Origin of the sequence: Halomonas sp. HNIBRBA4712 (assembly GCF_043558675.1) — a bacterium.
GTDB lineage: Bacteria > Pseudomonadota > Gammaproteobacteria > Pseudomonadales > Halomonadaceae > Vreelandella.
In genome coordinates this window covers 179,491-204,897 of record NZ_JBIFXR010000004.1, presented here as the reverse complement: position 1 = coordinate 204,897, position 25,407 = coordinate 179,491, and the positions used below count along the sequence as shown (strand labels likewise).

Below are 25,407 nucleotides of genomic sequence, written 5' to 3'. Positions count from 1 at the left end.
AACGTCGCCAGGTTAACGTTTTCAAATTAGCGCTTCCAGAACATAGGCGTCAGTAGCACCACGACGGTGAGGATCTCGAGGCGTCCCATCAGCATGCCCAGGCACAAGAGCCACTTGGCCGCGGCGGGCAGGGTGTAGAAGTTGCCGGCGGGGCCGATCACATCGCCAAGGCCCGGGCCGACGTTGGCGACCGCCGTGGCCGCGCCGGTCAACGAGGTGACCAGGTCGAGCCCCAGCGCGGAGAGCGAAAGCGCCAACAGCGCCACGGTAATGAAGAAGAAAAACGAGAACGCGACCACCCCGCGCGAAATCTCGCTGGTGACCGGCTGCTCGTTATAGCGCGTGGTGAAAACGCCGTTGGCGTGAATTAGATAGCGCAGCTGGTTTCTCAACATCAATAGCGCGATCTGAAAGCGAAACATCTTCATGCCGCCGCTGGTCGAGCCGCTGCAGCCGCCGACGAAGGTCAGGTAGAAAAACGCCACCACGGGCAGCGCCCCCCACAGCGTATAGTCGTCCGATGCGTAGCCGGTGGTCGTGACCACCGAAATCACGTTGAAGGTAACGTGGGTCAGCGAGGCGAACCAGGGGTCGCCCTGGAGCACCCGCCAGGCGCTGAGTATCACAATTGCCGCCAGCAGCAGCTTCAAGAGCCCGCGCACCTGTTGATCCTTCCAGAGGGCCGCGCGTGAGGTGCGTAGAAAGCGGATATAGAGCACGAAGGGTAGCGCGCCACTGAGCATGAACAGACTCGCCAGCCACAAAAGCCAGGGCTTTTCGGCGTAGGCCCCGAAGGAGGCGTCGGAGTTGGCGAACCCGCCGGTGGAAAGCGACGTCATGCCGTGCACGATGGCATCGAGTGGCTGCATGCCGCCGAACCAGTAGCTGGCCATGGCCACAAACGTCAGGGTGACGTAGATACACAGGGTCGCCTTGGCGATGCCGCCGGTGCGCGGCAGCACTTTCTCCGACCAGTCCGAGGATTCGGTGTGAAAAAGGCGCATGCCGCCGACTTTCAAAAACGGCAGGATGGCGATGCCCATGACGATGATGCCGATGCCGCCCAGCCACTGCATCAAACCCCGCCACAGTTTGAGCCCGTCGGAAAGGTGCTCGATACCCACCATCACCGTGGAGCCGGTGGTGGTGATCGCCGAGACCGACTCGAACACCGCGTTGGTGAAGCTGAGCGCCGGCGCGCCCAGAATCAAAGGCAGGCTCGCCAGAAGGCTCACGCTTGCCCAGCTGGCCGCGGTTAGCACAAACATTTGCCAGGGTTTAAGCTCAAGGGGAATGCGCCGGGTGATGCCGAGCGAGACGCCGGCCAGCCCCAGCACGATCACCATCGCGTAGGCAAACGCTTGCGCGTCCGGGTCGCGCTCGAAAAGCAGCACCACCAAAGGCAGTAACATGAACAGCGCAAGGATCACCCATAGCACCGCGACGATCTTTAAAATAGGGGCCCAGTGGCGGGCAAGCTCGTAGCGTCGGATATCGCTCAAGCGTGAAAGGAGCATGTCGGGTCTCGGCTCGCAGGCGGTAAAGCGCTATCTGAGCACGACCGAGCATAAAAAGTCCGTAAAGAAGCGCGCATCAAAACGGTCATTTATCCCCTTGAAGTGAGCAGTCGCATCCTGAAGCGAAACGTGATCGTTTAGTAGTAAAATTACACAATTCAATTGCATCGTATCGCCGCGTTCGGGTAGATTTTAGGTAATTAAACAACGTATCGCGGCGCATGGATAAGGAGTCACGATGAGCCAGTCCCAATCCCCGTTAGGCGATCCGAGCCATGCGATCGATCTGGCGCTTTTCGGCGCACTGGGGGATCTCGCCACGCGCAAGCTCTTTGTCGCCCTGTATCACCTCGACCGCGAAGGGCTGATGCCCGACGCCACGCGCATTCTGGGCCTGGCGCGTCAGGAGTACGGCCTCGACGAATTTCGCGCGCTGATTCGTCAGGCGCTGGAAAAACGCCTGAAAACCGACGAGCTGGACGAGCAGAGCCTGACGCGCTTTTTGAACCGGCTCGACTATCAGCAGCTCGACTTCAAAAGCGGCGAGGGCTACGCCGCGATTCGCGAGTGGCGCGAGGGCGCCGATCGGCCGATGGTGGTCTACCTGTCGGTCGCCGCGCGTATCTACGGCGATATCTGCCGCCACCTGGCTGAAAGCGGCAGTCTCGACGACGACAGCCGCGTAGTGGTCGAGAAACCGATTGGCTACGATCTCGAGTCGTCGAAGGCGATCAACGACGCCATCGGTGCGGTATTCCCGGAGGAGCGGGTCTACCGCATCGACCATTACCTTGGCAAGGAGACGGTGCAGAACCTGATCGCCATGCGCTTTGCCAACCCCTTGTTCGGCACCCAGTGGAACCAGAACCACATCTCCCACGTCGAGATCACCGTGGCCGAGAAGGTGGGAATAGAAGGGCGCTGGGGCTACTTCGATGACGCCGGCCAGCTCAGGGACATGGTGCAAAACCACCTGTTGCAGCTTTTGTGTTTGATCGCCATGGACCCGCCCTCGAACCTGGACGCCGACGCCATTCGCGATGAAAAAGTGAAGGTGCTCAAGGCGCTCAAGCCGTTCACTGGTGAGGCGCTGGGGCGCGACGTGGTGCGCGGCCAGTACATCGCCGGCACCAGCGATGGCCAGGCGGTGCCGGGCTACCTGGAAGAAGAGGACGCCAATACCGAAAGCCGCACCGAAACCTTTGTGGCGATGAAGACCGAGGTTTCCAACTGGCGCTGGGCCGGCGTGCCGTTTTATCTGCGCACCGGCAAACGCATGCCGGAGAAGCTCTCCCAGATCGTCATTCACTTTCGCCAGCAGCCGCACTATATCTTCGACCCGGACCAGCGTGACATCGCCGCCAACAAGCTGATCATCCGCCTGCAGCCCGAAGAGGGGATCGCGCTTCAGGTCTTGACCAAGGACAGCGGCCTGGACCGGGGAATGCGGCTGCGCCCGGGGCCGCTGCATCTCGATTTCAACAGCGCCTTTCCCAAGTCGCGCATACCCGACGCCTACGAGCGGCTTTTGCTCGAGGTAATGAAGGGTCAGCAGTATCTGTTCGTGCGCCGCGACGAGGTCGAGTTCGCCTGGCGCTGGTGCGACCAGCTGATCGAAGGCTGGAAAACCCGCGAAACGCCACCAAGACGCTACCCGGCCGGCTCCTGGGGGCCAGTGGCGTCGATCGCCATGATCACCCAGGACGGGCGCAGCTGGTACGAGGATTATTGACATGAGCCACTCAAGAGACGCGCTGGCCGAGCAGCTGGCGGAAGCGGTCTTTCAGGCCCTTTCAGAGGATCTGGCCCGGCAGGAGAACGTGCTGCTGGTGGTGTCCGGCGGCTCGACCCCGGTGCCTTTCTTCAAGGCGCTGGCCGCTAGAAAGCTCCCCTGGGAGCGGGTACAGATCACGCTTGCCGACGAGCGCTGGGTCGATGCTCAAAGCGATGACAGCAACGCCCGGCTGGTGCGCGAGCACCTGCTCGTGGGCGAGGCGCAAGGGGCCGACTTCATCCCGCTTACCTCTGCGGCCGAGACGCCGGAGCAGGGCGTGGAGGAAGTCGCCCGGCGTGTCGAGCCGCTCGCCTGGCCGGCCAGCGTGGTGATTCTGGGTATGGGCGGCGATGGCCATACGGCGTCGCTGTTCCCGGATAGCCCGGAGCTCGGCCTTGCCATGACCACCGACGAGCCACTGGTGGCGGTGCGCACGCCCAGCCAGCCCCAGCCGCGCATTACCCTGAGCGCCGACCGCCTGCACCAGGCGAGGCGCCACTTTTTACACATCACCGGCGACGACAAGCGCGCCGTACTCGGTAGCGCCATGGGCGGCGACGACGTGCGCCAGCTTCCCATTCGCGCCTTTTTGAGCTGCCCGCTGGCGATCTACTGGGCGCCCTGACACTCACTGCACGCCCGTACGGGTTGGGAGACTTCATGACAATCGATAAACAGCTGCCCTCCAGCCGCACCGCCGAGCTCGATAGCATCTGCCTCAAGGCCGAGGTCATTCCGGTGATCACCATCGAGCGTATCGAGGATGCGGTGCCGCTGGGTCGGGCGCTGGTCGAAGGCGGTATCAACGTGCTGGAAGTGACGCTGCGCACCGACTGCGCGCTCGAAGCCATCAAACGGATGAAAAAGGAGCTTGTGGGTGCCAGTATCGGCGTCGGCACGGTGCTGACGCCTGCCCAGTACCGCCAGGCCGAAGAGGTCGGAGCAGACTTCGTGGTCACCCCCGGCACCACCGAGGCGCTCTATCGCTATGGCGTGGAGAGCCCGGTGCCGATGCTGCCCGGCGTCTCCACGGTGTCGGAGCTGATGGCCGGCTGGCAGTACGGCTTTCGACGCTTCAAGTTTTTCCCGGCAGAGTCGAGCGGCGGCGCCAAGGCGATCAAGGCGTTCGGTGGCCCGATCGGCGAGGCGCGCTTTTGCCCCACCGGCGGCATTACCCTGGACAACGCCGAAGAGTATTTGTCGCTTCCTAACGTGATGTGCATCGGCGGCTCCTGGCTGACACCGAAGGCGCTGGTCGAGTCCGAGGACTGGGCAGGCATCACGAAGCTTGCACGCGAAGCCGCAGAGCGCTTCCACCACTAAGCGTTTCACCGGCGAAACACCTTAAAGCCCGAGCCGCTCATGCGGCCGGGCTTTTTTCGTGTCAGCTTTTCGCTCAAATATTAGCCTGCCATTCATTAGCCTGAGACCAAAGGGGGATAACCCGGCTGAATCGATTAATTTAAACTGCCGAATATATGTCTGACATATCTCGCGCTAAGCCCACGTTCCCATTCGCTAAAGGAGAAAAGCCGTGCATCTGCTGACCCTGGCGTCGTTCCTGTTTTTTACAGGACTGGTCGCGTTCATTACCTGGCGCATCACGCGCCGCGACGATCACTCGAGCACCAGCGGCTACTTTCTCGCCGGGCGTAGCCTGACGTTTCCGCTGATCGCCGGCTCGCTTCTGATGACCAACCTCTCCACCGAGCAGATGGTCGGGCTCAACGGCGCGGCGTTTGCCGACGGCCTGAGCGTGATGGCCTGGGAGGTCGTGGCGGTGATCGCGCTGGTGGCGCTGGCGCTCTTTTTCCTGCCGCGCTTTCTCAAGAGCGGTATCGCCACGCTGCCGCAGCTTCTGGAAATTCGCTTCGACAAGACCACTCAGCTGATCACCAACGTGATCTTTCTGATCGCCTACGCAGTGATCCTGTTGCCGATCATTCTCTACTCCGGCGCCATCGGCCTTCAGGGCATGCTCGATCTGCCGGGGCTGACCGGTATTCAATCCTCGACCACGCTTCTGTGGCTGACCGTCTGGATCGTCGGCATCATCGGCGCCGTCTACGCGCTGTTCGGCGGGCTGCGCACCGTCGCGGTCTCCGACACGCTCAACGGCGCGGGGCTTTTGATCGGTGGCTTCGTCATCGTCTACTTCGGTCTTCAGGCGGTCAGCGACGGCACCGGGGTGATGGAGGGCTGGAGCATTCTGAAAGAGACCAATCCGGAGAAGCTCAACTCGATCGGCGGCCCGGAGCAGCAGGTGCCGTTCTTTACCCTGTTCACCGGGGTGTTTCTGATCAACCTGTTCTACTGGAGCACCAACCAGCAGATCATTCAGCGTACCTTCGCGGCGAAAAACCTCGCCGAAGGGCAGAAGGGCGTGCTGCTCACCGGCTTCTTCAAGCTGCTCGGCCCGCTGTATCTGGTGCTGCCGGGCATCATCGCCTACCACCTCTACTTCGATGACGGCGTGCGCGCCGACGAGGCCTACGGCTATCTCGTTTTCAACGTGTTGCCGCCTTATTTGACCGGCTTCTTCGCCGCGGTGATGGTCGGCGCGATCCTCTCCTCGTTCAACTCGGCGCTCAACAGCACCACGACGATCTTCAGCCTCGGCATCTACAAGGGCGTGCTCAATCCGCACGCCACCGAGGCTCAGGTAGTGAAATCCGGCAAGGTGTTCGGCTGGATCATGGCGGTGATCACCATGATCATCGCGCCACTGCTGGCGGGCCAGGAGAGCCTGTTTGGCTACCTGCAGAAGATGAACGCGATCTACTTCATCCCGATTCTTGCCGTGGTGATCGTCGGACTTCTGACCAAACGCGTACCGCCCATGGCGGCGAAGATCGCGCTGGTCGGCGGCTGCTTGATGATCGCCGCGGGCTACTTCGTGCCGCCGTTTACGCTGCTGCCCGCCGTACTGAGCGAATTCCACTTCGTCGCGCTCATTTTTGCGCTGCTGGTCATTCTCATGCTGGTGATCGGCAAACTGCGCCCGCGCGAAACCGACTGGGTACAGGAGCACAGCGGTGACGTCGACCTCACCCCCTGGAAAGGCGCGGTGCCCGTGGGCGCGGTGCTGGTGGTGCTGGTGATCGTGATGTACATCAGTTTTGCCGGTGTGTAATTCACTCGATGCAAAGAGTCCCGCTTTGGCGGGGCTCTTTGCGTTGGGGCGCCTTCAATTCAGGCGAAGCGGTGGCTCGGCGAGCCCTTTAACGCCGGGAATGGCCTTGAAAAGCGAGCCGGCCAGCGGCGCATCGGCCAGCGCCTTCTCGCTCAAGCCTTCCCTCGCGGTGGTGATATAGAGCGTATCGAGTGCCTGGTCGCCGAAGGCGGGGCAGGAGGGCTGGCTGACCGGGAGCGTGATTTCGCGGCTGATCTGCCCGTGCTTATCAAGACGCACCACCTTGCCCGCGCCCCAGAGTGCAATCCACATCGCGCCCTCCTCGTCGATCACTGCGCCGTCCGGGTTGCCTTCGTGTTCGGAAAAATCCGCAAAGGGTTCCGGCTCGCCGATGGGAAAGCCTTCGGCATCCAGCGCCCAGCGCATCACGATGCCGCTCGGCGTATCGGTGAAGTAGGCGGTATCGCCCTGGGGCGAAAAGCAGATCGCGTTGGGGATGGTCAGCCCCGAGCGCAGGGTATGGAGCTTGCCCCGATGGAGGCGGTAGAGGCTGCCTGCACCGGGCTCGGCGTTCTTGCCCATGGTCGAAAGCCAGAGGCTGCCGTGGCGGTCGACCCGGGCGTCGTTGGAGCGGGTCACCGGGTCGTCCGCCTCGAAATCCATCAGCGGCGTTTGCGCCTGGTTTTTGGGGTCGAATAGCGTCAGCTGGTTTTCGCCTACCAGCAGCAGCCGGCCATCATCGACCGGGGCGGCGCAGGAGACCATGCGCTCGAGTTCGAGGCTTGTGTGGGTTTGAGTGGCGGGTTCCAGCCAGTGAAGCCGCTTGCCCAGAATGTCGCACCAGTAGAGCCGGGCGCTTGCTGCCTGCCACTGCGGGCCTTCGCCGAGCTCGTAGCGGCAATCCACCGCAAGCTCGGCCTGGGTTACGTTAGCCATGCTCACCTCCCGCCGCCTGCCAGGCGCGCACCAGCGCCTGGGCTTGGCGGCTTACCTGCTCGGCGCTCTGGCCGGGCTTGTAGAGCGCGCTACCAAGACCCGCGCCGTCGACGCCGCCGGCGCGCCACTGGGCGAAGTTATCCTCGCCGATGCCGCCCACCGCGTAGAGCAGCGTGCCCTGGGGCAGCACCGCGCGCACCGCCTTCATGCCCTCGATGCCGACCTGCACCGCAGGGAAGAGCTTGAGCCCGGTGGCGCCAGCGTCCAGCGCGTCGAAGGCCTCGGAGGGCGTAACGATGCCGGGAAAGCTCTGCATGTCGAGCGCCTGGGCGGCTTCGATCACCGCCGGGCGGGCGTTGGGCGAGACGATCAGCCGGCCGCCGGCAGCGTGAACGTCCTTGACCTGGGCGGGAGTCAGCACCGTGCCCGCGCCGATCAGCGCCTGGTCGCCAAAGCGCTCGGCGAGCAGCGCAATGCTTTCGAGCGGCTGTGGGGAGTTGAGCGGTACCTCGATACGGGTGATGCCCGCCTCGAGCAGCGCCGTGGCGACGGCTTCGACCTCGGCGGGGGTTACGCCGCGCAGAATGCCTATCAGGGGAAGTGTCATGGAACCTCCTTCAGTCGGTGAGCGTGCGGTGGGCGAGGGCGAGCCCGGCGAGCACGGCGGCGTCGCCGTCCAGGGTCGTGCAGGGGCGCTCGAGGGCTTCCAACGCCTGCGTGTAGCGCCGGGTCAGCGCTACGCCGCCAATCAGCGTCACGCGCTCGCCCTGGGGCAGGTTCTTCGTGGCATCGGCCAGTTCCTGGCCGATGACGAGCCCCGAAAGCCGTGCACCGAGCAACTGCCTGCGCCGCTCGCCGCCAGGCAGCGTGGTGTCGAGCAGATCCCGGGCGCGCAGGGTGAACAGCGCATTGGTGAAGCGCTCTGGCTGGTCGACGCTTTCGCGCACCGCTTGGCGAAAGACGTCGCGGCAGGCCTCGTCGTCCAGGTCCGGCGTGACCGAGTGACGTAGCACCGAGTGGCCAGCCAGCAGATCAAAAAGCTCGCCGGTGAGATAAGTAGCGAAGCGGGTGAGGGCGCCGTCGTTCAGGCGCGCCCACTTCGAGTGGGTGCCGGGCAGGCAGGCCAGGCCGGTGAAACCGGGGGCGTTGGCGATCAGCCCGGCCAACTGGGTCTCCTCGCCGCGCATCACGTCGAAGGCGTCTGCGCCGCGCTGGCTCACCCCCGGCAGCAGGTGAACCCGCAGCGCCGAGCTTGCAAGCGTGGGCGCGACCGCCCCCTGACTAATTTCGTCAAGCGGCGTCGGCGTGCTCAGGTAGGCGGCTTCGCGCCAGCCCTGGCGGGCGCCGGCCATGCCGCACACCACTACGTCGACCGGCCGCTCGGGCAGCCAGCCTTCGACTAACCGGGTGAGCTCAGTTTCATACTCGGGCGGGGTGAGCGAAAGCATGCCCCGGTCGCTTTTGGCGGCGTCAAGGACGCGGCCTTCCCGGTCCATCGCCCAAAGCCGCAGGTTGGAGGAGCCCCAGTCCGCGGCGATCCACCCGAGTTGCTTGCGTACGTTGTCGCTGTCGAAGGTCATGTCGCTCTCCTTACCACTCGGCGATCGAGCCATCCTCGTGGCTCCACACCGGGTTGCGCCAGCGGTGGCCGGTTTTGGCGCGCTCCTCGACGAACTGCTCGTCGATTTCGACCCCGAGCCCCGGCCCCTGAGGAATGGCGCAGAAGCCGTCCTCGATCGAAAGCGCGGTTTTATCCACCAGGTAGTCGAGCACGTCGTTGCCCTGGTTGTAGTGGATGCCCATGCTCTGCTCTTGGATGAAGGCATTGTGGCTCACCGCGTCGAGCTGAAGCGAAGCGGCGAGCGTCAGCGGGCCGAGCGGGCAGTGGGGGGCGAGCGCGACGTCATAGGCCGAGGCGAGCGCGGCGATCTTGAGCCCTTCGCTGATGCCGCCGCAGTGGGAGATATCCGGCTGGACGATGTCGATCATGCCGTCCTGCAACAGATCGCGGAATTCGAAGCGGGTGTGCAGCCGTTCGCCGGTCGCGAGCGGATAGCCAAGCCCGCCGGCGATCTCTTTCAGGCACGGCAAATGTTCCGGGGCCACCGGCTCCTCGACGAACATCGGGTGATAGGGCTCGAGCTCGCGCAAAAGCGCCTTGGCCATGGGCCGATGTACGCGGCCGTGAAAATCGATACCAATGCCGACGTCCGGGCCTACCGCTTCGCGGGCTTCGCGCACCCGCGCGACTGCCTCATCGATTTTTCTGTGCGAGTCGACGATCTGCATCTCCGGGGTGCCGTTCATCTTGAAGGCGGTAAAGCCCTTGTCGACCAGCGCCCTGGCGCCAGCGCCGACATCGCTGGGCCGGTCGCCGCCGGTCCAGGCGTACATGCGCATCTTGTCGCGCACCGCGCCGCCCAGAAGCTGGTGCACCGGCACGCCCAGATCGCGCCCCTTCAAATCCCAAAGCGCCTGGTCGATACCGGCAATCGCGCTCATCAGAATCGGCCCGCCGCGGTAGAACCCTGCGCGGTAGAGGGTGTTCCACAAGTGTTCGATGCGGTGCGGGTCCTGGCCGATCAGATAGTCGGCAAGCTCGTGCACCGCGGCTTCGACCGTGGCCGCACGGCCTTCGATGACCGGCTCGCCCCAGCCGTAACAGCCTTCATCGGTCTCGATCTTGAGAAAGAGCCAGCGCGGCGGCACCTGCCAGGTCTTGAGTCGGGTGATTTTCATGAACGTGTCTCCTGGAGGGATATAGTGGGAAAAGTGTGCAGGGATGTCATTCGCATAGGCCCAGATCCTGGGCGGTGCGCTGCAGCACCTGGCGCGCCGCCTGGCTTGCCGCGTCCGGCTCACCCGCCTTGATCGCCTCGAACAGGCGCTCGTGGCGATCGAGGCTATCGGTCAGCGTCTCGAGGCGCTGCTGCGAGCCCTGCACCAGCGCCATGATCGACGGGCGCAGCAGATGGCCCATCTGGCGCCACACCAGGTTGTGGCTGGCGCTATAGATGGCGTCGTGAAACTGCACGTCGAACTCGGCGTGGCGCTCGCGCGCTTGCCGGGCGCTCTGCTTCATGCCATCGAGCGCTTGCGCGAGCCGCGCAATATCCGAAGGCGTGGCGGCGCGGGCGGCAAGCGCGGCCACCAGCGGCTCTGATGAGAGGCGAAAGGCGTACACCTCGCGAATCAGCGCCGGGTCGAGCCGGGTAAGCCCGCTCATCCAGTCGCTGACGATCGGATCGAGCAGATGCCACTCGTCGAGCGTGCGCACTACGCTTCCGCGCCCGGCGGTTCGCTCCAGGAGCCCGGCGGCGGTCAGCCGCGCCAGAGCATTGCGCACCTGGTTGCGGCTGATGGCGAAGTGGCGGGCGATATCGAGCTCCCTGGGAAACGCCTGCCCCGGCTGCCAGTGGCCGCTGAACAGCGCGCGCGCCAACAGCCGAGCAAGATCATCGGCGTCGCCGGAGTGGGCGGGCAGGGCGTCGAGCGACATCGCAAAAGCTCCTTACGGGCATTGAATGCAGCGAGTCTAGGAAATGTCTGACATTTAAACAAGCCGACCAAGGTCCAGGAGCGAGCCGCGCGATAGCGGCTCGGTGTCAAAAAGGGAGCGTCAGAAAACCTCTTCGTTATGCAGCGCTTCCGCCGCGCCGAGAAGCCCGGTCCAGGGGTGGGTGACCACGTGAATCGGGATCTCCGCGTTATAGCGTGCCATACGGCCCTTGGCGTTGAAGGCCTCGACCAGCGCGCTTGCGGGCAGCCAGTCGAGAAGCCTGGGTAGAATGCCGCCGCACAGATACACGCCGCCGCGGGCGCCCAGGGTGAGCGTGGCGTCGCCGCACACGTCGCCGAGAATTTTCAGAAAGCGCAGCAGGGCAGCGCGGGCCAAACCATCGCCGGCGTCGGCGCCTTCGCTCACCTCGGCGGGGGTATCAAAGCGCGGCGCGGCGCCTTCAAACTCGCAGTAGGCGAGATAGAGCTCGAAAAGCCCCTGGCCGCAGAGCAGGCGCTCGACGCTTACCCGGCCGTGACGGCGCTGAAAAAAGCGCAAAAGCGCAAACTCATGATCGTCGGTAGGGGCGAAACTGACGTGCCCGCCTTCCGTGGGCAGCGGTATCCAGGCGTGACGCCCGGGGAACACCCCGGCCACGCCGAGTCCGGTACCGGGGCCGATGATCAGCCGGGCTGCGTGGGGTTCGGCGGCGCCTGCCTGCACTTCAAACAGGTGCGCCTCGTCGACGTGGGGCACGCCGAGCGCCTGGGCGGTGAAGTCGTTGATCACCTTGAAAACCGAAAAGCCCAGCGCAGCCTGGACGTCGCTTTTGTTGAAGTCCCAGGGGTTGTTGGTCATGCGCACCCGCTCATGGTGAACCGGGCAGGCGAAGGCAAGGCACGCCTCTTGCGGTGCCATCTCATCGATGGCGCCGACGCGCTGAAGGTAGTCCTTGATCGCTTCGGTCGGCCCGGCGTAGTCGGCGCAGGGCAGGTTGTGCATATCGTAAGGCGCCGTGTCGCCGGGGATGACCAGCGCAAGGCGCGCATTCGTGCCGCCGATATCGCCGATCAGCGCCGGTCGCATCAGGCGTCCTCCTCGCTGATCTGGCTCTGCTGGCGCGCCAGATCATCGGCCTCGAAGCCGCCGAATACGCCGGCGCCTTCCTCGCCGCGCATCGCCAAATGCCGGAACCCGCCGAACAGCTCGCGGCCCATGCCCACGTGGTAGTGATCCAGATCGGCCTGGGCGTGACGCCGCTCGGCCCAGGTGGCGGCGTCGACCTTTGCTTCGAGCACGCCGGTGTTGGCATCGAGCGCCACCACGTCGCCGTCGCGCAGTTTGGCCAGCGGGCCGCCGTCGAGCGCTTCGGGGCTTATATGAATCGCCGCCGGTACCTTGCCCGAGGCGCCGGACATGCGCCCGTCGGTGACCAGTGCCACCTTGAAGCCGCGATCCTGCAGCACGCCCAGATACGGGGTGAGTTTGTGAAGCTCCGGCATGCCGTTGGCCTTCGGCCCCTGGAAGCGCACCACCACGACCACATCGCGGTCGAGCTCACCGGCCTCGAACGCGCCTTTCATCTGGTTCTGGTCATCGAAGATGCGAACCGGTGCCTCGAGCACGCGGTGCTCCTCGGCCACGGCGGAGATCTTGATCACCCCGCGACCCAGGTTGCCGTCGAGCACGGTCAAGCCCCCGGTTGCGGCGAAGGGCGTGGCCACCGGGCGCAGCACGTCTTCATCGAGGCTTTTTTCCGGGCCTTCGCGCCAGACGAGTTTGCCGTCTTCGAGGAAAGGCTCCTGGGTGTAGGCAGTGAGATCAGTGCCGAACACGGTGGGGATGTCGCCGTGCAGAAGGCCCGCGCCCAGAAGCTCACGGAACAGATAGCTCATACCGCCAGCGGCCTGGAAGTGGTTGATGTCCGCCTGGCCGTTGGGGTAGACCTTCATCAGGCTCGGCGTCACCGCGGAGAGCTCGGTGAAGTCGTCCCAAGTGAGCGTGACGCCGGCGGCGGCGGCCATGGCGATCAAATGCATGGTGTGATTGGTCGAGCCGCCGGAGGCCAGAAGCCCGACTACGGCGTTGACGATGGCGCGCTCGTCGATCTGTTTGTAGAAGGGGCGGTAGTCGCCGCCGGGCTCGGTGTTGCGAATCGCCTGCTCGGTGGCAAAGCGCGTCAGCGCCTCGCGCATTTCGGTGCCCGGATTGACGAACGAGGTGCCCGGCAAGTGCAGGCCCATTACCTCCATCATCAGCTGGTTGGAGTTGGCGGTACCGTAGAAGGTGCAGGTGCCGGGGCTATGGTAGGACTCGGACTCCGCTTCCAGAAGCTCCGCGCGGCCCACCTTGCCCTCGGCGAAGAGCTGACGCACCCGCGCCTTCTCCTTGTTGGGCAGCCCCGACGGCATGGGGCCCGCCGGTACGAACATCGCCGGCAGGTGGCCAAAGCGGGCCGCCCCGATGAAAAGTCCCGGCACGATCTTGTCGCACACGCCAAGATAGAGCGCGGCATCGAACATGTTATGCGATAGCCCCACGGCGGTGGCCATGGCGATTACATCTCTCGAGAAAAGCGAAAGCTCCATGCCCGGCTGGCCCTGGGTGACGCCGTCGCACATGGCGGGCACGCCGCCAGCGAACTGCGCGGTCGAGCCCATCGCACCCGCCGCTTCGCGAATGGTGGCAGGGAAGGTCTCGAAAGGCTGGTGCGCCGAGAGCATATCGTTGTAAGCCGAGATGATGCCCAGGTTGGCACTGTTCATCAGCTTCAGCGAATCCTTCTCCGCCGGGCTGCAGGCGGCGAAGCCGTGGGCCAAGTTGCCGCAGGAGAGCTCGGCGCGGTGCACGCCGCGCTGGTGCTGATCCGCCATGCGCTGCTCGTAAAGCGCCCGGCGCTCGCGGGAGCGCTCAGCGATACGCTTTGTCACCTTGGCGACGGTGTCGTTCAACGGGGCGGGAGTGGTAGACGTCATGGGAACCTCGGCTAGGCGTTAGTCAGGGCATGTTGTGTAGTTATATTACATGCTTTTCGGCCAGTTTAAGCCCGCGGCGGGCGGCTTTAAACCTTTGAGAGCGGATTTTTGGCGTGCTTTAGGTAACTTTCCTACTGAAACGCCCGCCGCCGCACCCCGGGCGGCGGGCGGTGGCTCAGCGGGAAGTGTTTTGCTCTTCGACCTCGTCACGCTTGATGCGGAAAAATAGCGCGTAGAGCACGGGCACCGCGATCAGCGTCAGTATAGAGGCAAACAAAAGCCCGCCCATGATGGTGATCGCCATGCTGTTGAAAAAGGCGTCCCACAGAAGCGGGATCATGCCCAGAATCGTCGTGCCCGCGGCGAGAAAGACCGGGCGCAGACGGCTGACGCTCGCTTTGACCAACGCGGTGAAGCGCGCCGTGCCCTCATCGATCTGGCTGTCGATCTCGTCGACCAGCACGATGGCGTTTTTCATCAGCATACCCGAGAGGCTTAACATGCCCAAAAGTGCGGTGAAAGAGAAGGGTAGGCCCGTGATCAAAAGCCCGATCACCACCCCGCACACCGACATCGGCACCACCAGCCAGACGATCAAGGGCTGGCGCAGTTTGCCGAACAGCAGAATCGAGGTCAGCACCATGATCAGAAAGCTCGCCGGCAGCTGCTGATTGAGCGAGGCCTGGGCATCGCCGGAGTCCTCGTGCTCGCCGCCCCACTCCAGGCGGTAGCCCGGCGGAAGCTCGATAGCCTCGATTTCGGCGCGCACCGCCTCGAAGGCCTGGGCGGCGGTGTAGCCCTTGTCCGGCTCGGCGCCCACGGTCAGCGTGCGTACCCGGTTGCGCCGCTCGATCAGCGACTCTTCCGCGCGAATTTCGAAGTCGTCGACCACCTGGGTGATCGGTACGAACCGCTCCTGGGCTTCGCTATAAATCTGACGATCGCGCAGCAGCGCGACATCGTTGCGCTCCTCGGCGGGGGCGCGGGCGGTAATCGGAATCAGATGCTCGCCTTCACGGTAGGTGCCGGCGCGCACGCCGGAAGAGGCGAACTGCAGCGCCTGGGCGATATCGTCGCGGGTGACGCCGGCGATGCGTGCGCGTTCTTCGTTAATGATGGGCGCCACTACCAGCTCCTGCTGGCGCCAGTCGATGCGCTCGTCGATCAAAAGCGGGTTGGCGGCCATGCGACGCCTGGCCTCGTCGCCGAGTTGGCGCAGCACTTCGGGCGACGGCCCGGAGAAGCGCGCTTCGATATCGGCGCCGTCGCCGGGGCCGAACTGCAGGCGTTGGGTGCGCACCTGAGCGTTCGGGAAGCGCTCGTTGAGCTCCTTGTAGAAGGTGCGATCCAGCGCGTCGATGGCATCGAGTTCTTTGGTGCGCACGATGAACTGGGCGTAGGCGGCGTTGGGCTGCTCCGGCGAGTAGGTCAGCATGAAGCGCGTCGCCCCGCGCCCGACGAAGCTCGCCACCGAGACCACGTCCTCGTGCCCGAGCACGTAGGCCTCGATCTCTTCGACATCGCGCAGCGTGGCGCGAATGTCCGTCCCCTGGGGCAGTTCAAAATTGATGAAGAACAGCGGCGTGCTGGAGTCCGGGAAGAACGACTGCGGCACCAGCGTGAACGCCCACATGCACACCCCGGTGATCAGCACCAGCGCGGAGACGGTAAGAATGCGCACCCGGAGCGCGGCGAGTAAGAGCTTGCGATAGACGCGATAAACGATGCCGCCGTAGGCGTCGTCTTTCTTCTCGCTCTCGCCGTCGTCACCGGCTTGCTCATCGCTTGCCGGCTCATCGTCCTGTTCGCTCTCGTCGTCCTCTTCGCCTTTCTTGCGCAGCAGATAGTAGCCGAACAGCGGTGTGACGGTCAGCGCGAGCAGCCAGCTCAGCATCAGCGAGACCAGAATGACCACGAACAGCGAGAACATGAACTCGCCGGTGACGTCGTCGGAAAGGCCGATCCCGGCAAACGCCATGATGCCGATCAGCGTGGCGCCAAACAGCGGCCCCTGGGCGCGGGTGGCGGCGGCGCTGGCCGCGCGGCGGGCTTTCATGCCGTCGCGGATGTTGGTCACCATCCCCTCGGCGACCACGATCGAGTTGTCCACCAGCATGCCCATGGCGATGATCAGCGCGCCGAGCGAAATGCGCTCCATCTCGATGTTGAAAATACCCATCACCAGCAGCGTACCCAGCACCGTGAGCAGCAGGGTGCTGCCCACTACCACGCCGATCTTCCAGCCCATGACCAGGCAGAGCACGCCGATGACGATCGCCACCGACATCGCCAGGTTGATCAGAAAGTCGTTGATCGCGTCATTGACCACGTTGTGCTGCTCGTAGAGCGGGTGCAGCTCGACGCCCAGCGGAATGCGGCTTTGAAGCTCCTCCATGCGCGCCTCGACCGCCTCGCCGATCTCGATGATGTTTTCGGTCGCAATGCCGGAGATGCCCAGGGTGAAGGCGGGCTCGCCGTTGTAGCGCACCACGTGATCGGGGATCTCGGTGGGCGAGCGGTAGATGGTGGCGATATCGGAAAGCGCCACCTGCTCGGTGGTGCCGGGCCGGCCGATGCGAATCGCCTCTAAAAGCGAGGTACTGTCGATATTGGCGCGCGCGACCAGGCGCACCTGACGGTCGCCCACCCGCAGGCTTCCCGCATCCTCGACGGCGTTCTCGCTTTGAATGGTGTTGATCACCTGCTCGATCGGGATGCCGAGCGTGGTCAGGCGCTCGTTGGCGATGTCGATATAGATCGTCTCTTCGCGCTCGCCGGCCGCGCTCACCCGGGCGACGCCCGGCACCGCCAGCAGCTCACGCTGCAAGAACGTCGAGATGTCGCGAATCTCGCGGGTCGAGAAGCCCTCGGCGGTCACGGCGTAGAAGAGCCCGTACACCTGGCCGAAATCGTCGTTGACCTGGGACTGTAGCGCGCCCTCGGGAAGATCCGCTTGGGCGTCGTTGACCTTACGCCGCAGCTCGTCCCAGATTTGCGGCAGTTCGTCGCTGCCGTAGGTGTCCTGGATTTCGACCTGGATCTCCGAGCGGTTAGGGAGCGATTTGGAGTCGAGCACGTCGAGCTGGGGCATGTCCTGGATTGCCCGCTCGAGGCGCTCGGTTACTTCTTCTTCGACCTCCTCGGCGGTGGCACCGGGGTAGGGCGTGTTGATGATGGCGTAAGGGATGGTGAACGATGGGTCCTCGAGCTTGCCGACGGTGTTGAACCCCCAGAGCCCGCCGAGCAGGCAGATCACTACGATCAGCCAGGTGTTGATCGGTTTATCGATCGAGCGCTTTGCGATATCCATGTGGCCCCCTACAGCGCAGCGTCGAGCGGCTTGACGCGCATACCGTCGCGCAGCAGATGTGCGCCGGTGGCGACCACGCGCGCGCCCTGTTCGAGCCCGGCGGTGATCATCGCGCGGTCGTCGACCATCTCGCCCACGCTCACTGTTTGCGGGTGCACCACGCCATCATCGGGGTCGAAGACCCAGACGCGAAACGCGCCCGTTTCATCGCTGTCCAGGGCGCTGGCGGGCAGGGCGATCAGCGGGCTTTCGATCTGGCGGGTGGGGGTGATGTAAACGGTCGCCGTGGTGCCGGGCAGCGCGACGAGATCGTCGTTGACCGGGGCGTATTCGACCTCATAGGTTTGAGCGACCTCGTCGGGCTCGGTCACGTGCTCGCGGTACTCGAGCGGGATGCGCTGGCCCGGGAGCGTGGCGATCTGCGCTTCGGCGGTGAAGTCGCGGCCGTTTTCCAGATGCTGCATCAGCGCCTGGGGCACGTTGAAGCGAATGCGCAGCTCCGAGATATCCTGAATGCGCACGATCTCGGTATTGGGCGGCACGGTGGTGTAGTTCTCCACCAGCCGGCGGGCGATCAGCGCATCGAAGGGCGCGGTGAGCGTGGTGTAGTCGAGCTCCTGGCGGGCGTTGTCGCGCTGGGTTTCGGCACGCTCGGCCTCGGCCTGGGCGGCGTCGAGCGCCGCCTGGGAGGCCGCCCCCTGGACGCGCAGCGTACGCTGGCGTTCCAGGTTGCGCCGCGCCTGCTCGAACTCCGCCTCGGCGGCGCGCAGCTGTAGAACGTAGTCGGTCTGGTCGAGCTGGGCGATCAGCTCGCCCTCTGGAATAATGGCGCCCTGCACCGCGGGAAACGCGTTGATCCGCCCGCCGACCTGGAAGGCGTAGTTCACCGTGCTTCTGGCATCGACCCGGCCCACGAAGCGCCGCCCGGGATACACCGACTGCGCCGATGCTTCGACGAGCTTCACCACCTGGGCGGGGCGCTGCTGGGGTTCTTCGTCGTCACCACAGCCGGCGAGGACCAAAAGCGTTGCGAATAAACATATCCATGTCAAAACCGGCCTCATTGCGAAGCGTCTCCTTGCGGGCAGTCGTTTAAAGCGTGATGAATTCATCTTTGGCACCTACTATAGTGGGTGCCCGAAAAAAGGCGAACAGTCGTTTAAATCCTGGCATGGCCGCGTACGTGCGCCGTCGAGCAAGCAAGGAGCATGGATGAAGAAGGGAGTCTACGCGGGGCGCTGGCTGAGCGCCGGGTTGCTGGCACTGGTGACCGGCTGCACGACGGTGGGCCCGGACTACGAGGCGCCGGCGCTTGCGCTGCCCGACGCCTGGCCCGCGCACATTGCCCTGAGCACGGCCGAGCGGGGTGAGTGGTCCACCTGGTGGCAGCGATTCGATGACCCGGCGCTCGATGCGCTGGTCGAGCGCGCCACTCGGGACAATCTGGAACTTGCCGTTCAGCTTGGCCGCATTCAGCAGGCGCGCGCCGAGCTGGGGCTGGCCGACGCCGAGTTCTTCCCCACCGTGGGCTATCAGCTCGAGGCCAACCGCGAGCGCACGCCGGGCGCTTCGATCCCCATCGACATCGACCCGGTGCAGGATCTGATTACCTCGGTCAACAACCAGTTCTCGATTGCCGGCAGCCTCGAGTACGAGCTGGACCTTTGGGGGCGCCTTGCCCGCCAGCGCGAGGCGGCGCTGGCCACCTTCAGCGAGAGCGTGTTCGCCCGCGACGCTGCACAAATCGGCGTGATCGCCGATGTGGTCACCACCTACTTCGACCTCAAGAACGCCCAGGCCCAGCAGCGCATTCTGGAACAGACCGAAGACACCTACGAAGAGACCTACCGGCTGCAGAAGCTGCGCTTCGACGTTGGCGACATCAGCGAGCTCGAGTTCCGCCAGGCCGAGGCGCAGTGGCGCGGTGTGCGCAGCGAGCTGCCCCAGGTACGCCAACAGGTGGAGACCCTGAAAGGCGCGCTGGCCATTCTGGTCGGGCTGACCCCGCGGGAGCTGATGAGCGAGCTCGACTACGGCGATACCCGGCTGGTCGAGATTGCCGAGCCCGATCGTTTGCCGCACCTGCTTCCTTCCGAGCTTTTACAGCGCCGCCCGGATATCCGCGCCGCCGAGGCGACCCTGATCGCCGCCAACGCCCAGATCGGCGTGGCCGAAGCCGCCCGCTTGCCTTCGATCAACCTGAACGCCTCACTTGCCAGTGTGGCTGCCGATACAAGCGATCTGTTCACTGATAACGCCCGTGCCTGGGGGCTTGGCGCTTCCATCGTCGGGCCGCTTCTCGATTTCGGCCGCACCCGCGCCAATATCGAAAGCGCCGAGGCCCAGGTCGAGCAGGCCGACGCCCAGTACCGCCTCACCGTGCTCACCGCTTTCAACGAGGTACGCGATGCGCTCAACAACTACGCCCTGACCGGCGAGCGCGTCGAGGCTGTCAATCTTCAAATTGCCGCCGTCGAGCGCGCCCGGGATCTCGCGGTGCTTACCTATGATGAGGGCCAGAGCAGTATGCTCGAACGCCTCGACGCCGAACGCTCGCTGCTTTCCGCTCGCCTCGACCGCGCCGACGCACAAAGCGAACGCCTCGCCGCCCTGGCCACGCTGTTCAAGGCCCTGGGCGGCGGCTGGGATGGCCGCACGACGATCTCTTCGCTATAAACCCCCACCCCGGGGCCGCCTTGGCGGCCCCGCCTTCACTCACCGATGCCGTTGATTCCCGCTGTAGGAGCCGCGCTTTAGCGCGCGAAACGTCAGCGCTTTCATTTTCCAGGCCCGCACCTGCTTTTTCCTGCTTTTTAGCCTGCTACGTGACTTCTCAATCGGCTGAGCCTGGTGCATTCTTACACCCTGTGGCCGCCGTGAACGTTGGGCGGCCTGAGCAAAACATGATGATCGCGCGCGAAAGAAGTAGGGAGGCGTTATGCAAGGCCTAAAAAAGCCGTTAGCTGGCGCGTGCCTCGAGCCCGCGCCGCGTGATGATGCCCATTCCCGCTTGGTCAGTGCATGATCGTCTTTATCAGCGGCGGTGCCGGGTCGGGAAAGCTTCGGCTGGCCGAAGCGCGGGCGCGGGCAACGGGCAAGCCCTTTCAGGTGATCGCTACGGCCGGGCACAGCGCACTTGGCGAGCGCTTTGAGGTCCCGCTCGATTCGCCGGTCGAGCTCGCCAAAGCGGTAGCGGCCACGCCTGCGGGTCAAACCATCATTTTTCACTCTCTGACCCAATGGACCCGCCAGCTGCTTGTAAGCGATTCAGCGAGTGACACGCCGGGCGGCATCGAGCGCGAAGGCGAGCGGCAGCTAAAAAAGGTGCTCGAGGACGCCCGAGCGCGGCGGCTGCACCTGATCATCGTATCCAGCGATCTCAACGAAGCGCCCCTGGCCGCCGACCCGGGTGCCTGGCGCTTCGTCACCTTTCTGCAGCGCCTGCATCGGCTGCTTGCCCATGAGGCAGACTCGGTTATCGAAGCGGTGGCCGGGTGCGCCGTCGAGTGGAAACCCTCGGCGCTGGACCCACACGAACCGCCAGGCCCGTGGCCATTCAAGCGATGAGCCTGGATTGATCGCGCTGGAGCGATTAAAATCCCCGGCGGCGTTTTAAACGCTTGCCGCTTGGTTAGGCCTTGCAGGAGGCCACCAGGGGCGCCTGACACTGACCCATCGTTCCAGGACGGCCAGCGTGACGAAGAAGGAGAGTGGCCATGCAGCTTTTCATCGGCGGTGCCCGCGCGGGTAAACGAGACGCCGTTCGGCAACGCTTTCAACACGCCGCCTGGTGGACGCTCGCCCCCGGCCAACGCTTGGCGGACTGCCACTCGATCCTTGTTCACGACACGCCGCTCGTCATCAACGGCGTACTCAACTGGGTAGCCCGCGACGCCCACAGCGATACCAGCCCGGAGCACCTGCGCGCCCGCTGGCGCGAGGACTTGAACACGCTTTGCCGCGCCGCCAGGGCCTGCAACGCCACCCTGGTGCTGATCATGAGCGAAGTAGGGCGCGGGCTTTTACCCACCGAGACCCCGCAGCACCGGCTTCTCGACCTGAATGGCTGGCTCAGCCAGGACGCCGCCCGCCACGCCGAGCGCGTCTGGTACGTGCGCCACGGCCTGGTCCAGCCGCTTGCACACCCTGTTGATACGCCGGAAGACCTCACCGAGTGCAGCTGAGGCTCGTGCGGTTTTTCAGCCGACACCCTACCGGTAGCCCTTCTTCTGATTGAAGGCTGTCTGAAACATCACTTGTTCGAGAGTACCCCGTTAGGGTATTTCTCGTTTTTGATGCGGTATGAATATGGAACCTTTTTCCATAAACTACGCCTCACAGAATGACCTTTTCTTCGAGGAGCCTATCATGAGCTTTTACGTCTACCTCTCCGGCGAGATCCACACCGACTGGCGCGACGAGATCCAACGCGGCGCCGAAGCCGCCGACTTGGACATCGTCTTCACCGCTCCGGTCACCGACCACGACGCCAGCGACGCCGCCGGCGACCACTTGGGCAAGCCCGAAAACGGCTTCTGGCGCGACCATCAGTCATCGAAAGTCAACGCTATCCGCACCCGCACGCTGATCGAACAGGCTGACTTGGTCGTCGTACGCTTCGGCGACAAGTACAAGCAGTGGAACGCCGCGTTTGATGCCGGCTACTGCTCGGCGCTTGCCAAGCCGTATATCACGCTGCATAGCGAGGATATCGTTCATCCGTTGAAGGAAGTGGATGCTGGAGCACAAGCTTGGTGTACGTCGACTGAGCAGGTTGTAGAAACGTTGAAGTACGTACTGAAAGAATAATCCTCCAATGCCTCCCACAATTGTCCTCATTCTGGTGTTGTGGGAGCACGCTTCAGCGCGCGAAGGGCAGCGCCAGCTGCCCCGATAAAGCCACCCTCACTCTTGCTAATACTTACGCTATAACTACAATGTAATGCATGGCCCATTTAACGTTTGACTGGGATCCCCACAAGGATGCCGCCAATCGCCGAAAGCACGACGTCTCATTTCAAGAGGCCAAAACGGCGTTTACGGACGAGTTCGGTCGCCTGATATCAGACCCCGATCATTCTGTTGAGGAGGATCGCTTCATACTGCTTGGAACCAGCATCCAATCGCGTTTATTGGTGGTATGCCACTGCATTCGCGAGGGTGAGACCATTCGCATCATTTCAGCGCGTAAGGCGAATAAACGAGAGCGGAAAGCTTACGAAGGATACAAATATGCGTGATCACTACGATTTTTCAGAGTCCATCAAAAACCCCTACGCCAAAAAACTCAAGAAGCAGGTCACGATCCGGCTGGACGAAGACACAATTGCGTATTTCAAGAAGCTGGCAGAAGAAAAAGATCTGCCGTATCAAAGCTTGATTAATCTTTATCTGCGTGACTGCGCGCAATCGCATAGAGAACTTAAGTTGGAATGGCAATAATAAGGCTGTTAATAGAGTTTAGAGAGCTAGTTTGAGATGAAGAGATAAAATTTTGTAGCTTTTAAACTTTGGTGTAAATGGTGAGTTTGTTATGTGTTACAAAAAACCACTGATAGATCGGCCTCCTATTATTAAAAGCGGGGATATTGCTTTTGTAATGCCGAAAGCTATGCAAGAAAAAGCTGATGAGATAGCAGTTGGCCTTCAGTTGATTTGCAAAAGAAAATTGTTTGGAGCCGTTTACGCAGAATTGATGCCTGAATTTTTTAATGAAGCATCTCCCGATAGCGGGGTAATGATAGCTGCTTTCGTTCCTACGAGCAAAGTGTTGATCAACGTACTCTTTCCGGGTGATATTGATCTACTTATTATTCCATATGATAAAGAACATTTATTACTGTCGCAGACGCTGGTCGTTGAGTTGAAAATTGTTCGCGCAACATTTATTCGTCAGGATCGTTCACCCAACCAATTCGGCTTTTCTCAAGCTCAGGCCTTATTAGCCTGTGGGTTTCCATACGCAGGTGTTGCCCATGTGATAGTTTCAGATGAGAGTCCAGAGAGCGCTTGGCGTGAGGTATACGAAGCAACCATTCTTGACGAAACGGGTAAATGCTCTGAGCTTAAACCAATTTTTAGAGACATGATGCCCAGCGCATTAATAGGCCGCTCTTTTGGTCGTTTACAAACGAATTGTCCATCTGAAGAGCTTGGTTATGTTGCAGCTTATCTGGCTGAAGAGGACGTCTGGTATCCCTCAGGTAGGTCTGCAACACAGAACTCTGAATTATCCTATGAGACGATGGATGCTATTGGTGAATTCTACGAGAATAATGTTAAAAGATTTCTTGATACTCCTACTTTTTGAATATAATTAATTCAGTAATATAAAAAAACTATAAAAGCTCAATCACTTGGAAAAATTTTTCCGCTGCGCTCCAAATTGTCCGATGTTGCGGGCGTTATATAATAAGAAACAATAGCTAGGGTGGGCAAATGGAATCAAGGCTAACTAGTCTTTTCGTATCACTGTTTTTCTCGATCCCAACCGCCGTCTTTATTTGGCTCGGGATCAACAAACAGCTCTGGCATTGGAGAGGGTTTCTTAGCAGTACCTACCTGATTGCCTGTATTATCCTCTTTGCAGTGCTGGCGTTTCTGCTGCCAAAATTGTTTCCCTCCATCTTGGGGGCGGTCTGGCATGGGATAGTCAGGGTCGGGCGCTGGTGGGGTTGGTAGCTGGTTTTGCTTATAACAATTCGATGATATTTGCGCCCGCCTATGACCTCTACCGAGCTCCCTTATCAGGGCATCGCTTATTGCAAAAAAATCAGATATTGAGTTAAAAATGACCCTATCAGGCAGCTGCCTCTGCGGCGGCATCCAATACGAAATAACCGGCCCCCTTACCGACGTCTACCACTGCCACTGTTCCATGTGCCGCAAGCTCCATGCGGCGGCATTTCGAACCTGTGCCAAAGTGCAGGCCAGCGATTGGCAAACTGTCAAAGGCGAAGAGCTACTCAAGCGTTACGAGTCGTCGCCGGGGGAGTTCAAGGTATTCTGCTCGACCTGCGGCTCCAGCATTCACACCCGGTTTACGGAAAAGCCGGAGATTTACGCGCTGCCGCTGGGCACCCTCGATACTGATCCCGGTGTGCGCTCAAACCGCCATGTGTTCGTGGGCCACAAGGCGCCGTGGTTCGAGATTACTGACGACTTACCGCAGTTCACCGAGAATGGCTGAGACCGTGCTGCTCAAGCGCGATACCATTTTCGAAGTTCAGCCTTTACTCTATCCACCCAGCTTACCCAAGGCGATCCATCGATTTTATGACGCGCAAAACACTCAGCTTGAAGGTCAAACGTCCGGTAGACGCCAGGCCCGCCGTTAAAGCAGACGATCCCGTTTTGGATACCCCCGAAAAGCGTTTTCTCAATGGCGTGGCGATCCATCCTTCCCCCCGCATTCATCTGGACGCCGGCTCCAGCCAGCGTAGCATGCGCGCCATGGATTTGATTACACCCATCGGCATGGGCCAGCGCGGGCTCGTCGTCGCGCCGCCGGGTTCCGGCAAAACGACGCTGCTCAAACACATCTGCCAGGCCGTGGCCGAGGCGTGCCCGGATATCAAGCTGTACGCATTGTTGATCGACGAGCGCCCGGAAGAGGTGACTGATTTCAAGCGCAGCGTGTCTGCCGAGGTGCACGCCTCTTCGAGTGACGAAAGCTACGCCCATCACGTGAAGCTGGCCGACCGGCTGTTGGCCAGCGCCCGCCAGCAGGCCGGCGAGGGGCATGACGTGATGATCGTCATCGACTCCCTTACGCGGCTTTCTCGCGTGCATAACGCCGAGCAGCGGGGCAGTGGTCGCACGATGTCCGGCGGGCTGGATGCACGGGCGATGGAAATACCGCGAAAGCTGTTCGGCGCGGCGCGCAAGATCGAAAACGGCGGCTCGCTGACCATTCTGGCCACCGTGCTGGTGGATACGGGCAGCCGGATGGATCAGATGATATTCGAGGAGTTCAAGGGCACGGGCAATATGGAGATCGTGCTGTCGCGGGAGATAGCAAGCCAGCGGATTTTCCCGGCGATCGATATCGCCAAAAGCGGCACCCGCCGGGAAGAGCTGCTGATCGACGCCAGGGACATCGAAAAGGTGCGGACACTGCGCCGAGCGCTGACGCAGCTCAAGCCGGTGGATGGCGCGCAGAAGCTATTCGATCTGCTGGAGAAGTACCCGACCAATGCCGAGCTGTTGGCCGCCTTCGCACCCGCCTGACGGCGAGAAAATGCCGCTGTGAGAAGCCCGCTTG

At 62.5% G+C, this 25,407-nt stretch carries 24 protein-coding genes; 13 read left to right on the top strand and 11 right to left on the bottom strand.

Annotated features, from left to right (window positions below; genetic code table 11):
* Positions 1 to 26: 26 nt before the first annotated feature.
* Positions 27 to 1,517: a TrkH family potassium uptake protein gene (locus tag ACGK9R_RS10420; protein WP_394580923.1), complete on the bottom strand. Its 1,491-nt coding sequence runs from the start codon at positions 1,515 to 1,517 to the stop codon at positions 27 to 29.
* 238 nt (positions 1,518 to 1,755) lie between these two features.
* Here ACGK9R_RS10420 and zwf point away from each other — a divergent pair, with 238 nt between their 5' ends.
* The 4 genes from zwf to ACGK9R_RS10400 all read left to right on the top strand — a co-directional run bounded on the left by zwf (position 1,756) and on the right by ACGK9R_RS10400 (position 6,424).
* A complete protein-coding gene (gene zwf / locus ACGK9R_RS10415; protein ID WP_394580921.1) occupies positions 1,756 to 3,249 on the top strand; it encodes a glucose-6-phosphate dehydrogenase in 1,494 nt (497 codons plus the stop codon).
* A gap of 1 nt (position 3,250) precedes the next feature.
* The gene (gene pgl, locus ACGK9R_RS10410) at positions 3,251 to 3,916 is read left to right on the top strand and encodes a 6-phosphogluconolactonase (RefSeq protein WP_394580919.1); all 666 of its coding nucleotides are present in this window, start codon (positions 3,251 to 3,253) and stop codon (positions 3,914 to 3,916) included.
* A 35-nt stretch (positions 3,917 to 3,951) separates the two neighbouring features.
* Complete coding sequence (locus ACGK9R_RS10405) at positions 3,952 to 4,614, top strand: bifunctional 4-hydroxy-2-oxoglutarate aldolase/2-dehydro-3-deoxy-phosphogluconate aldolase (protein WP_394580917.1); 663 nt, start codon at positions 3,952 to 3,954, stop codon at positions 4,612 to 4,614.
* 211 nt (positions 4,615 to 4,825) lie between these two features.
* The gene (locus tag ACGK9R_RS10400) at positions 4,826 to 6,424 is read left to right on the top strand and encodes a solute:sodium symporter family transporter (protein WP_394580915.1); all 1,599 of its coding nucleotides are present in this window, start codon (positions 4,826 to 4,828) and stop codon (positions 6,422 to 6,424) included.
* A 54-nt stretch (positions 6,425 to 6,478) separates the two neighbouring features.
* On the opposite strand, the gene ACGK9R_RS10395 is transcribed toward ACGK9R_RS10400, so the two are convergent.
* From ACGK9R_RS10395 to ACGK9R_RS10355, 9 genes are all read right to left on the bottom strand, one after another.
* Positions 6,479 to 7,360 carry an SMP-30/gluconolactonase/LRE family protein gene (locus ACGK9R_RS10395; RefSeq protein ID WP_394580913.1) on the bottom strand — a complete coding sequence of 294 codons (882 nt, stop codon included), beginning with the start codon at positions 7,358 to 7,360 and terminating at the stop codon, positions 6,479 to 6,481.
* Positions 7,353 to 7,967, bottom strand: a complete 615-nt coding sequence (locus ACGK9R_RS10390) for a 2-dehydro-3-deoxy-6-phosphogalactonate aldolase (RefSeq protein WP_394580911.1) — start codon at positions 7,965 to 7,967, stop codon at positions 7,353 to 7,355. Before ACGK9R_RS10390 ends, ACGK9R_RS10395 begins: the two co-directional genes overlap by 8 nt.
* A 10-nt stretch (positions 7,968 to 7,977) precedes the next feature.
* A complete protein-coding gene (locus tag ACGK9R_RS10385; RefSeq protein WP_394580909.1) occupies positions 7,978 to 8,940 on the bottom strand; it encodes a 2-dehydro-3-deoxygalactonokinase in 963 nt (320 codons plus the stop codon).
* Between the two features lie 10 nt (positions 8,941 to 8,950).
* On the bottom strand, positions 8,951 to 10,099 hold the full coding sequence (dgoD, locus tag ACGK9R_RS10380; protein ID WP_394580907.1) for a galactonate dehydratase: 1,149 nt from the start codon (positions 10,097 to 10,099) through the stop codon (positions 8,951 to 8,953).
* Positions 10,100 to 10,145: 46 nt separating this feature from the next.
* Positions 10,146 to 10,859, bottom strand: a complete 714-nt coding sequence (locus ACGK9R_RS10375) for a FadR/GntR family transcriptional regulator (protein ID WP_394580905.1) — start codon at positions 10,857 to 10,859, stop codon at positions 10,146 to 10,148.
* A gap of 120 nt (positions 10,860 to 10,979) precedes the next feature.
* Positions 10,980 to 11,945 (bottom strand): glucokinase, encoded by a 966-nt coding sequence (gene glk, locus ACGK9R_RS10370; RefSeq protein ID WP_394580903.1) that lies wholly within the window; start codon positions 11,943 to 11,945, stop codon positions 10,980 to 10,982.
* On the bottom strand, positions 11,945 to 13,834 hold the full coding sequence (edd, locus tag ACGK9R_RS10365; RefSeq protein WP_394580901.1) for a phosphogluconate dehydratase: 1,890 nt from the start codon (positions 13,832 to 13,834) through the stop codon (positions 11,945 to 11,947). Before edd ends, glk begins: the two co-directional genes overlap by 1 nt.
* A 175-nt stretch (positions 13,835 to 14,009) precedes the next feature.
* The gene (locus tag ACGK9R_RS10360) at positions 14,010 to 17,144 is read right to left on the bottom strand and encodes an efflux RND transporter permease subunit (RefSeq protein WP_394580899.1); all 3,135 of its coding nucleotides are present in this window, start codon (positions 17,142 to 17,144) and stop codon (positions 14,010 to 14,012) included.
* Between the two features lie 8 nt (positions 17,145 to 17,152).
* Entirely contained in the window at positions 17,153 to 18,196 is a 1,044-nt protein-coding gene (locus ACGK9R_RS10355; RefSeq protein ID WP_394580897.1) for an efflux RND transporter periplasmic adaptor subunit, read from the bottom strand.
* 160 nt (positions 18,197 to 18,356) lie between these two features.
* On the opposite strand from ACGK9R_RS10355, the gene ACGK9R_RS10350 reads away from it, so the two are divergent.
* The 7 genes from ACGK9R_RS10350 (at position 18,357) to ACGK9R_RS10320 (ending at position 23,454) form a co-directional block, all read left to right on the top strand.
* The gene (locus tag ACGK9R_RS10350; protein ID WP_394580895.1) at positions 18,357 to 19,820 is read left to right on the top strand and encodes an efflux transporter outer membrane subunit; all 1,464 of its coding nucleotides are present in this window, start codon (positions 18,357 to 18,359) and stop codon (positions 19,818 to 19,820) included.
* Positions 19,821 to 20,165: 345 nt separating this feature from the next.
* Complete coding sequence (locus ACGK9R_RS10345; RefSeq protein WP_394580893.1) at positions 20,166 to 20,711, top strand: bifunctional adenosylcobinamide kinase/adenosylcobinamide-phosphate guanylyltransferase; 546 nt, start codon at positions 20,166 to 20,168, stop codon at positions 20,709 to 20,711.
* Positions 20,712 to 20,860: 149 nt separating this feature from the next.
* On the top strand, positions 20,861 to 21,328 hold the full coding sequence (locus tag ACGK9R_RS10340; protein WP_394580891.1) for a bifunctional adenosylcobinamide kinase/adenosylcobinamide-phosphate guanylyltransferase: 468 nt from the start codon (positions 20,861 to 20,863) through the stop codon (positions 21,326 to 21,328).
* A 184-nt stretch (positions 21,329 to 21,512) separates the two neighbouring features.
* Positions 21,513 to 21,953 carry a YtoQ family protein gene (locus ACGK9R_RS10335; RefSeq protein ID WP_394580889.1) on the top strand — a complete coding sequence of 147 codons (441 nt, stop codon included), beginning with the start codon at positions 21,513 to 21,515 and terminating at the stop codon, positions 21,951 to 21,953.
* Positions 21,954 to 22,090: 137 nt separating this feature from the next.
* Positions 22,091 to 22,384 (top strand): BrnT family toxin, encoded by a 294-nt coding sequence (locus ACGK9R_RS10330; RefSeq protein WP_394580887.1) that lies wholly within the window; start codon positions 22,091 to 22,093, stop codon positions 22,382 to 22,384.
* Complete coding sequence (locus ACGK9R_RS10325) at positions 22,305 to 22,586, top strand: BrnA antitoxin family protein (RefSeq protein WP_394581120.1); 282 nt, start codon at positions 22,305 to 22,307, stop codon at positions 22,584 to 22,586. The genes ACGK9R_RS10330 and ACGK9R_RS10325 overlap by 80 nt, the downstream gene beginning before the upstream one ends.
* 91 nt (positions 22,587 to 22,677) lie before the next feature.
* Positions 22,678 to 23,454 carry a hypothetical protein gene (locus ACGK9R_RS10320; protein ID WP_394580885.1) on the top strand — a complete coding sequence of 259 codons (777 nt, stop codon included), beginning with the start codon at positions 22,678 to 22,680 and terminating at the stop codon, positions 23,452 to 23,454.
* A gap of 158 nt (positions 23,455 to 23,612) precedes the next feature.
* On the opposite strand, the gene ACGK9R_RS10315 is transcribed toward ACGK9R_RS10320, so the two are convergent.
* Positions 23,613 to 23,789 (bottom strand): hypothetical protein, encoded by a 177-nt coding sequence (locus ACGK9R_RS10315; protein WP_394580883.1) that lies wholly within the window; start codon positions 23,787 to 23,789, stop codon positions 23,613 to 23,615.
* Between the two features lie 145 nt (positions 23,790 to 23,934).
* Here ACGK9R_RS10315 and ACGK9R_RS10310 point away from each other — a divergent pair, with 145 nt between their 5' ends.
* A complete protein-coding gene (locus ACGK9R_RS10310) occupies positions 23,935 to 24,333 on the top strand; it encodes a GFA family protein (RefSeq protein ID WP_394580881.1) in 399 nt (132 codons plus the stop codon).
* An 86-nt stretch (positions 24,334 to 24,419) separates the two neighbouring features.
* The gene (gene rho, locus ACGK9R_RS10305) at positions 24,420 to 25,373 is read left to right on the top strand and encodes a transcription termination factor Rho (protein ID WP_394580879.1); all 954 of its coding nucleotides are present in this window, start codon (positions 24,420 to 24,422) and stop codon (positions 25,371 to 25,373) included.
* Positions 25,374 to 25,407: the final 34 nt, after the last annotated feature.

Excerpts from the sequence above, each read along its gene's own strand:
- glk (WP_394580903.1), bottom strand. The coding sequence starts at position 11,945 with ATGCGACCGGCGCTGATCGGCGATATCGGCGGCACGAATGCGCGCCTT.
- zwf (WP_394580921.1), top strand. The coding sequence starts at position 1,756 with ATGAGCCAGTCCCAATCCCCGTTAGGCGATCCGAGCCATGCGATCGAT.
- ACGK9R_RS10405 (WP_394580917.1), top strand. The coding sequence starts at position 3,952 with ATGACAATCGATAAACAGCTGCCCTCCAGCCGCACCGCCGAGCTCGAT.
- rho (WP_394580879.1), top strand. The coding sequence starts at position 24,420 with ATGACGCGCAAAACACTCAGCTTGAAGGTCAAACGTCCGGTAGACGCC.
- ACGK9R_RS10315 (WP_394580883.1), bottom strand. The coding sequence starts at position 23,789 with ATGCCAGACCGCCCCCAAGATGGAGGGAAACAATTTTGGCAGCAGAAA.
- ACGK9R_RS10320 (WP_394580885.1), top strand. The coding sequence starts at position 22,678 with ATGTGTTACAAAAAACCACTGATAGATCGGCCTCCTATTATTAAAAGC.
- ACGK9R_RS10345 (WP_394580893.1), top strand. The coding sequence starts at position 20,166 with ATGATCGTCTTTATCAGCGGCGGTGCCGGGTCGGGAAAGCTTCGGCTG.
- ACGK9R_RS10395 (WP_394580913.1), bottom strand. The coding sequence starts at position 7,360 with ATGGCTAACGTAACCCAGGCCGAGCTTGCGGTGGATTGCCGCTACGAG.
- ACGK9R_RS10390 (WP_394580911.1), bottom strand. The coding sequence starts at position 7,967 with ATGACACTTCCCCTGATAGGCATTCTGCGCGGCGTAACCCCCGCCGAG.
- ACGK9R_RS10360 (WP_394580899.1), bottom strand. The coding sequence starts at position 17,144 with ATGGATATCGCAAAGCGCTCGATCGATAAACCGATCAACACCTGGCTG.
- dgoD (WP_394580907.1), bottom strand. The coding sequence starts at position 10,099 with ATGAAAATCACCCGACTCAAGACCTGGCAGGTGCCGCCGCGCTGGCTC.
- ACGK9R_RS10385 (WP_394580909.1), bottom strand. The coding sequence starts at position 8,940 with ATGACCTTCGACAGCGACAACGTACGCAAGCAACTCGGGTGGATCGCC.
- pgl (WP_394580919.1), top strand. The coding sequence starts at position 3,251 with ATGAGCCACTCAAGAGACGCGCTGGCCGAGCAGCTGGCGGAAGCGGTC.
- ACGK9R_RS10310 (WP_394580881.1), top strand. The coding sequence starts at position 23,935 with ATGACCCTATCAGGCAGCTGCCTCTGCGGCGGCATCCAATACGAAATA.
- ACGK9R_RS10335 (WP_394580889.1), top strand. The coding sequence starts at position 21,513 with ATGAGCTTTTACGTCTACCTCTCCGGCGAGATCCACACCGACTGGCGC.
- edd (WP_394580901.1), bottom strand. The coding sequence starts at position 13,834 with ATGACGTCTACCACTCCCGCCCCGTTGAACGACACCGTCGCCAAGGTG.
- ACGK9R_RS10340 (WP_394580891.1), top strand. The coding sequence starts at position 20,861 with ATGCAGCTTTTCATCGGCGGTGCCCGCGCGGGTAAACGAGACGCCGTT.
- ACGK9R_RS10350 (WP_394580895.1), top strand. The coding sequence starts at position 18,357 with ATGAAGAAGGGAGTCTACGCGGGGCGCTGGCTGAGCGCCGGGTTGCTG.
- ACGK9R_RS10330 (WP_394580887.1), top strand. The coding sequence starts at position 22,091 with ATGGCCCATTTAACGTTTGACTGGGATCCCCACAAGGATGCCGCCAAT.
- ACGK9R_RS10420 (WP_394580923.1), bottom strand. The coding sequence starts at position 1,517 with ATGCTCCTTTCACGCTTGAGCGATATCCGACGCTACGAGCTTGCCCGC.
- ACGK9R_RS10375 (WP_394580905.1), bottom strand. The coding sequence starts at position 10,859 with ATGTCGCTCGACGCCCTGCCCGCCCACTCCGGCGACGCCGATGATCTT.